Consider the following 7,411-nt stretch of genomic DNA (forward strand, 5'->3'; position numbering starts at 1 on the left):
ATCCAGCCCCGTGACATCCAGGCCGCATGCCGCCAGGCACGCGATGGAGTCGGCGTTGAGCGACCCCTTCGGCACAGCGATGCGCAGCGGGCGCTGGCCGGCGCCGGACGCGGAGCGCTCATCGGCGGCCGCAGCGGCCGCCATGGCGCGCTCGAGGAAAAATGCGAAACCGGCGGCGGGACGGCCTTCGCCGTATGCCCCGATGGTGTTGTCGTAGCGGCCGCCGCTTCCCAGCGGGCTTCCCAGCCCGGGAGCATAGGCCTCGAACACGATGCCGGTGTAGTAGTCGAAGCTGCTCATGACGGAGAAGTCGACCTGGATGCTGTCGGCCAGACCCTCGGCTTCCAACAGGTCGAACGCCTGCTCCAGGCCGTCGAGGCCCGTCTCGCAGCCCAGCGGCGCCACCAGATCGCGCACCTCGGCGATGGCGGCGCGCCCGCCGCGGATGCGGGCGAGCTTGCCGATGGCCTGGGCGAACACCGGGGGAACGCCCTGCGCGCCCTCGCCCGAGGTCAGCTCGTCGAGCGTGACGAAGTTCGACGTGTGGTACGCGTCGAGCACGGCCTGGCGCCACTGCGGCGCGGCGCCGCAGCTTGCTAACAGCGCGCGCAGCACCGACACCGATGCGAGCGCGATCTTGAAGTCGGCCACGCCGGCGAGCTTGAGCGATTCGGCCAGCAGGCCCACCACCTCGGCGTCGGCCGCCGCGCCCGCCTGGCCGATGAGCTCGACGCCCATCTGCGTGGTTTCGCGCGGCTCGGCCCGCGTCTGGCCCTCGGCCTCGCGGAACACGCGCTGCATGTAGCGGAAGCGGAACGGCCCGGGCTGGCCGGCCAGGCGCGTGGCGCACATGCGCGCGATCTGCAGCGTGACGTCGGGGCGCATGGCAAGCAGGTCGCCGCGCGCGTCGAAGAGCTTGAACGGGGTGCCCGGCAGCCTGCCGCCGGCCTGCAGCACGTCCATCACCTCGAGCGTGGGCGTTTCCACCGGAAGGTATCCCTTGGCGGCCATGTTGGCCTGCACCGCTTGGGCCGCCTGCTCGCGCAGCACCGCCTCGTCGGTGAGCACGTCGCGGAAGCCCGAAGGCGTCACGAAGTTCATCTGATTCATCCTGCCTTTCATCGTGCGGTTGCGGGCATCGGCCCGTGTTCGGTTGCAGATGAGGGAACGGTTGCGGGCCGCAGATGCAGGGCGCCTGCGCGCCACCATCCCCAAGTGCTGTCCGATACTTTAGCACAGTAGAGTGATAAAGCAAGAAACTTGACCGATTTTTTGCAGAAGCGGGCGAAACGCCCGGAAAACTCCCCTTTTCGGGCACGAAACGTCATAATCGTTCCCATTCGCCACGCGAGCTGAACGCACCGCGTGCGAAGCAAGCAAAACGCCGTCACAGAAAGCACCGCTATGCCGAACCTGTTCGCAGACCATACCGTCGTCCTTGCCGGCTACGGCTTCAGCGTCGACGGGCCCTACCTTACGATCAACGACCTGGACGAGGGCACGGTCGGCTACGTGCCCGTGCTCGGGAGAACGTTCTCGCTTCGCCGGCTGCCACGCCGGCGCTGCATCGGGCGCATCGACCTTCGAACGCACGAACGGAGCACGTGCCCTCTGAACGCGGAGCTGCTGCCCGACGGCAAGGAGGACATGTGCCCGGCGTGCATCGAGGCGACCGGCTTCAACCCGTCGTTTTACTTCAGCAGCTACATCTCGCCACAGCAGCGCGAGTACAACCAAACGCCGCACTACGTGTACCTGGCGTATTTCGCGCCGGGCTACGTGAAGGCGGGCATCTCGAGCGAGACGCGCGGCATCGAGCGTCTGCTCGAGCAGGGAGCGCGCGCGGCACGCGTGGTCGGGCGCTTCACCTGCGCCGATGACGCCCGTGCGCTTGAAGCGGCATTGTGTGCGCAAGACGGCGTCGCCGAGACCATGCGCGCATCGCTCAAGGCGAAGCTGCTGGCCGACGCGCCCTACAGCTTCGAGGAGGCTTGCCACGAGCTGCGCGCGGCGGCCGACAGGCTCGAAGACGTCGACGCGGTTGCGCAGGCGGGATTCTCGCCCGAGGACGCGCTCGACCTTTCGCCGTACTATTTCGGCGGGCCCTCGCCCGACGCGCACACCATGCAGCTGCCTGAAGGCGAAGGCTTCGCGGACGTGTGCGGCGGCGTGTGCGCAGGCATGGTGGGCGCAAACCTGGTGTTTTGGCAGGACGGGACGAACTTCATCGCGCCGATCAAGGATTGGGAATCTCACGAGATCGCATTCCTGGACGACGAGCTCGCCTGCGAATACGCCAGCGAGCCCCAGCAGATCTCGCTGTTCTAGCGCGCCGTGCCCGGCAGCATCGTTTGCCCTGCAGCAAATCGAGCCCTAGCGAACAATGCTCGCGCTCAACATGCGCGGCAAAGAGCATCATCTAGCATATGCAACCGCTTTCCCATAGGGCATCAAGGCGGCCTGCCCCCGAAAACGCAAGAAGCGCCCCCCGGATCCCCGGGCGGCGCTTCGTTTGCAAGCTTATGTCATGCAGCACGGCTTTCGCCAGCGTTGCTTACGCCTTGTTGACGTCGGCGTCCACGGCCTCCTCGAAGTACTCCTTCACAGGGCCTTCGCCGAAGTCCTTCACCTCGTCGAGGTGCCAGCAGTCGGTATGCGGCATGCCGGGGACGTTGTCGGCCACAAACACCGGGTCCTTGCCGGCGGCGCGCTGCTCGGAGTAGTCCTTCAGCGCCGCAAGCGCCCACTTGCCCAGAAGCAGGATGGCGATGAGGTTCATCATGGCCATGAGGCCCATGAAGATGTCTGCCAGGTTCCAAGCCAGGTCGAAGCTGTTCACCGCACCGTAGAAGATGACCGCCAGGCACGCCAGACGGAAGATGATCAGCGCCGCCTTGGAGTCGTTCTTGATGAAGCGGAAGTTGCTCTCGGCGTAGAAGTAATTGCCGATGAGGCTGGAGTAGGCGAACATGAAGATGGCGAACGTGATGAAGTGGATGCCCATGGGGCCCACGGAGTTGTTCACGGCCATCTGCACGAGCGGCATGCCGTTGAGGCCCTCGGCCGCAGCGGGATCCTGCACGTAGAACACCAGCACCATCATGGCCGAGCAGGTGCAGATGATAAGCGTGTCGATGTAGACCGACAGGCTTTGCACGAGGCCCTGCTTGACCGGGTGGGAAACGCTGGCGGTGGCGGCGGCGTTAGGAGCCGAGCCCATGCCCGCCTCGTTGGAGTACAGGCCGCGCTTGATGCCGAGCATGACCACCGAGCCGGCGAAGCCGCCGAAGATGGACTGGAAGTCGAAGGCGCTCTGGAACATCAGGCCGAACACGGCGGGCAGCCAGGTGATGTTGGCGATGGTGGTCCACAGCGCGATGGCGATGTAGGCGATGGCCATGACCGGCACGATGATGGACGTGATCACGCTGATGCGCTTGGAGCCGCCGAAGATGACGCCGGCGGTGAACACCACCAGGCCCAGACCGGCCGCCACGGCCACGCCGTTGGTGGCGTAGTCGGGGATGTAGTACTCAAGCGCGCTGCAAGCGTTGAACGCCTGCAGGCCGTTGAAGCCGAACGCGAAGCACAGGATGAGCAGCACGCTGAACAGCACGCCGAGCTTGCGGCTGCCGAGCGCCTGATGGATGTAGTAGGCCGGGCCGCCGCGGAACTCGCCGTCGGTGCCGCGCACCTTCCAGATCTGGGCGAGCGTGGACTCGACGAAGGCCGACGCGGCGCCCACCAGGGCCATGAGCCACATCCAGAACACGGCGCCCGGGCCGCCCGTGGCGATGGCCGTCGCCACGCCGGCGATGTTGCCCGTGCCCACGCGGCTTGCCGTGGAGACCATGAGCGCCTGGAACGACGAGATGGAGCGCTCGCCCTGCACATGCTTCTTCTCGGTCAGCTGCTTGAACATGTCCTTGATGAAGCGGATCTGCACGCCCTTGGTGCGGATGGTGAAGTACACGCCCACTGCAACCAGCAGGATGAGCAGGATGTACGTGTACATGAAGCCGTCGATCTCACCCGTGACATCGACAAGCCATGCGTTGAAATCCATGATGGCTTTCCCCTTTTCCTGATACGAAACCGATTCCCCGGATTTGTGCGAACGCACAAGAATTCACGGAAACGCCACTATACCTTATTTCGAAACAAATTGGTAACAATCGCGGTTTCCGGAATAGGCCCTCATTCCCTAGCGTTTGTGTTCCTCGTTGTGCTTTTACTTCCTTGTCGTACTTGCAACCGTTCAAAGGGCTATGATGGTCACTTACCGAATACTGGGCAATTATGCGTAAGGGGCGCACATGCTTTCAGAACGATTTCTCACGAATCTTGTCAAGGGGATGACCAAACGCCATCTCGACCTTCAGCCCACCGACGAGCACTTCTTTCCCGACCCAAAGCCCGACTCCAAGTACATGCTGTACCTGCATGTGCCGTTTTGTCAGGTCCTGTGCCCGTATTGCAGCTTCAACCGCTACGTGTTCCACGAGGACATTGCCCGCACGTACTTCAAGAACCTGCGCCGTGAGATGATGATGCTCAAGGAGCGCGGCTGGGATTTCGAGACGCTGTACTTCGGCGGCGGCACCCCCACCATCCTGCTCGACGAGCTGTGTGAGACCATCGACCTCGCCCGCGACAACTTCCACATCAAGGAAGTGGGCGTGGAAACGAACCCGAACCACCTTGCCGAGCCGTGGCTCTCCGAGATGAAGGGCCGCGTGCAGCGCTTGTCCGTGGGCGTGCAGAGTTTCAACAACGACCTGCTCAAGCAGATGGACCGCTACAAGAAGTACGGCAGCGGCGAGGAGATCTTCGAGCGCATCGGGCAGGCCGCGCCCTACTTCGACAGCGTCAACGTGGACATGATCTTCAACTTCCCCAGCCAGACGGAGGACATCCTGCTGGACGACCTTGAGAAGATCGTGGCCTGCGGGGCGCGTCAAACCACGTTCAGCCCGCTGTACGTCTCAAGCGCCACCACGCGCAAGATGGAGAAGTCGCTGGGCAAGATGGACTACAACCGCGAGTTCCGCTACTACCAGATCCTCGACGAGGTGCTGTGCGGCGGCGAGCATCCCTTTTTCAGCCGCGACACCATCTGGACGTTCAACCGCCTCAACCAGCAGGGCGCCCACGACCATGACCTGTACGCCGAGGAGCTGCAGGTGGCCTATAACGAATACCCCGGCATCGGCAGCGGCTCGATCACGCACCTCAACGGCGCGCTGTACGTGAACACGTTCAGCCTGAAGGAGTACAACGAGGCCATCGAGGCCGGGCACATGTCCATCATGGGCAAGTGCGTCATGAGCAAGCGCGACCTGGCCCGCTACTATTTCCTTCTGCACCTCTACCAGCTGCGCCTGGACAAGAACGACTTCAAGAAGCAGTTCGGCTGCAGCATCGAGCGCCTGCTGCCGGCGGAGATGGCGTTCTATCGCGCGCACCGCGCGTTCGCCACCGACACCCGCGACGAGCTGACGCTAACCACCATGGGGCGTTACCTGACGCTCATCCTGTACCGTCAGTTCCTTTCGGGCATGAACAACCTGCGCGACCAGGCCCGCGATGCGCTTGACGGCGAGGAGCACAACCTGTTGTTCGGCGACGAGACGAACTGCAGCGCCTGCTTGGACTAGCTCGGGCATCGCGGCGTTTTCGATGGGCGGCATCGCACAAGATGCCGCCTTTTTTTCGTGCCGAAACGCCCGTTTGGCGGCGATTTCCTTGCACGTTCACCTGGGAAATGCGCCAAATCTCGAAAAGTGTCCCCTTGCGGCGCGCGGAAGGCGCTCCTATACTCCCCAACCAAGATATCTGTTCAGGGCGAGGTGAAATCCCTCACTGGCGGTAACGTCCCGCGCTGCGCGAAGCGGCAAGGCGAAGTCCGCGACCCTGGCAGGTTGCAAGCAGGCGGCCCCGCGGCCGCAGCATCGCAGCCCGTCAGGCTGATCTGGTGAGAATCCAGGACCAACGGTTACAGTCCGGATGGAAGAACAGGAGCACGAGAGCACACGGCCACGGCCGGGTGCCTGCTGCGACATTCCGCAGCACCAAGGATGTATGGCAGCGCTTCGGCGTTTGCCGCGTATCCCCATTCGTCGCTTATCAACGCCCGCAGATTCCCTGCGGGCGTTTTTTCATGCCTGGACCTCGCAGGGCGGCCGCAAGAGAAAGGGCACCCCATGGCAGGCATACCCGAACAACGATGCGAGGCTCGCGCGACGGCCGGAGCGCAGGGCGGCGCTGCTGCGGCAACGCCCGGCGCCGATGACGCCCGCTTCATGCGCCGCGCCATCGAGCTGGCCTGGCGCGGTTGGGGCTGGACGAACCCGAACCCGCTGGTGGGCTGCGTGCTCGTGCGCGACGGCCGCATCATCGGCGAGGGATGGCACGAGAGGTGCGGGCAGGCGCACGCCGAGCGCAACGCACTTGCCGACTGCGCACGCCGCGCCGCCGCAGGGGCGGCGGATGCGGAACACGCCGATGGCGCGCCGGACGCCGACCCGGCCCGCGGCCACGCGCGCGGAGCGACGGCTTACGTGACGCTGGAGCCGTGCTGTCACACCGGCAAGCAGCCGCCGTGCACCGAGGCGCTCATCGCCGCCGGCGTCGCCCGCGTGGTGGTGGGCAGCCGCGACCCGAACCCGCTGGTGGCGGGCAAGGGGTCGGCCCAGCTGCGCGAAGCCGGCATCAGCGTGGACGAGGACGCGCTGCGCGGCGAATGCGACGAGCTCAACCCCATCTTCTTCCGATTCATCAGCCGCAAAACCCCGTATGTGGTTGCGAAATGGGCCATGAGCGCCGACGGCAAGATCGCCTGCGCATCGGGCGATGCGCGCTGGGTGAGCGGGCCGGAGTCGCGCCGCGACACCCACGAGCTGCGCCACCGTCTGGCAGCCATCGCCGTGGGCATCAACACGGTGATGGCCGACGACCCGCTGCTCACCTGCCGTCGCGAGGACGAGCCCGGCAACCAGCCGCTGCGCGTGGTGCTCGATTCGCGCCTGCGCATCCCCGAGGATTGCGCGTTGGTGCGCTCCTGCGCTCAAGGCGAGGCCCCGCTTGCGGTGGCGACCTGCGCCGATGCGGACGACCCCGCAACCGACGCCGGCGCGAAGACGCAACGTCTGCGCGCGCTGGGCGTGGAGGTGCTGCGCGTCCCGCAAGACGGCGCCGGCCGCGTTGCGATCAAGCCGCTGTTGCACGCGTTGGGCGAGAAGGGCATCGACTCGCTGCTCGTCGAGGGCGGGGCGGGCATCCACGGGGCCTTCTTCGACGAGGGCGCAGTGGACGAGGCCGTGGTCTACCTTGCCCCGAAGGTGATCAATGGCGCCGATGCGCCGGGGCCGGTCGCAGGCGCAGGCGCGGCGCGAATGGCCGAGGCCACGGC

Annotated in this window: 5 protein-coding genes and 1 riboswitch; of the genes, 3 read left to right on the plus strand and 2 right to left on the minus strand. The window is 65.2% G+C overall.

Features of this window, described 5'->3' with window-relative positions:
• Positions 1-1,110, minus strand: a 1,110-nt coding sequence (hisZ, locus tag Q0H50_RS07405; RefSeq protein WP_294420981.1) for an ATP phosphoribosyltransferase regulatory subunit, incomplete at its 3' end; no start/stop codon positions are given.
• A gap of 294 nt (positions 1,111-1,404) precedes the next feature.
• Between hisZ and Q0H50_RS07410 the strand changes: the two genes are divergently transcribed.
• Positions 1,405-2,328 carry a DUF2797 domain-containing protein gene (locus Q0H50_RS07410; protein WP_294420983.1) on the plus strand — a complete coding sequence of 308 codons (924 nt, stop codon included), beginning with the start codon at positions 1,405-1,407 and terminating at the stop codon, positions 2,326-2,328.
• 226 nt (positions 2,329-2,554) lie between these two features.
• Here Q0H50_RS07410 and Q0H50_RS07415 read toward each other — a convergent pair whose 3' ends face one another.
• Positions 2,555-4,066: a sodium:alanine symporter family protein gene (locus tag Q0H50_RS07415; protein ID WP_294420985.1), complete on the minus strand. Its 1,512-nt coding sequence runs from the start codon at positions 4,064-4,066 to the stop codon at positions 2,555-2,557.
• A gap of 250 nt (positions 4,067-4,316) precedes the next feature.
• Between Q0H50_RS07415 and Q0H50_RS07420 the strand changes: the two genes are divergently transcribed.
• Positions 4,317-5,657 carry a coproporphyrinogen III oxidase family protein gene (locus tag Q0H50_RS07420; RefSeq protein WP_294420986.1) on the plus strand — a complete coding sequence of 447 codons (1,341 nt, stop codon included), beginning with the start codon at positions 4,317-4,319 and terminating at the stop codon, positions 5,655-5,657.
• A 174-nt stretch (positions 5,658-5,831) separates the two neighbouring features.
• Positions 5,832-6,022, plus strand: a riboswitch (FMN riboswitch).
• Between the two features lie 181 nt (positions 6,023-6,203).
• Positions 6,204-7,411 (plus strand): bifunctional diaminohydroxyphosphoribosylaminopyrimidine deaminase/5-amino-6-(5-phosphoribosylamino)uracil reductase RibD (ribD, locus tag Q0H50_RS07425; protein ID WP_294420989.1); only part of this gene is annotated, 1,208 nt, incomplete at its 3' end.

The organism is uncultured Senegalimassilia sp. (genome assembly GCF_934632265.1).
Classification (GTDB): Bacteria; Actinomycetota; Coriobacteriia; order Coriobacteriales; family Eggerthellaceae; genus Senegalimassilia.

Coding starts and splice junctions, on each gene's coding strand:
- Q0H50_RS07415 (WP_294420985.1), bottom strand. CDS start 4,066: ATGGATTTCAACGCATGGCTTGTCGATGTCACGGGTGAGATCGACGGC.
- Q0H50_RS07420 (WP_294420986.1), top strand. CDS start 4,317: ATGCTTTCAGAACGATTTCTCACGAATCTTGTCAAGGGGATGACCAAA.
- Q0H50_RS07410 (WP_294420983.1), top strand. CDS start 1,405: ATGCCGAACCTGTTCGCAGACCATACCGTCGTCCTTGCCGGCTACGGC.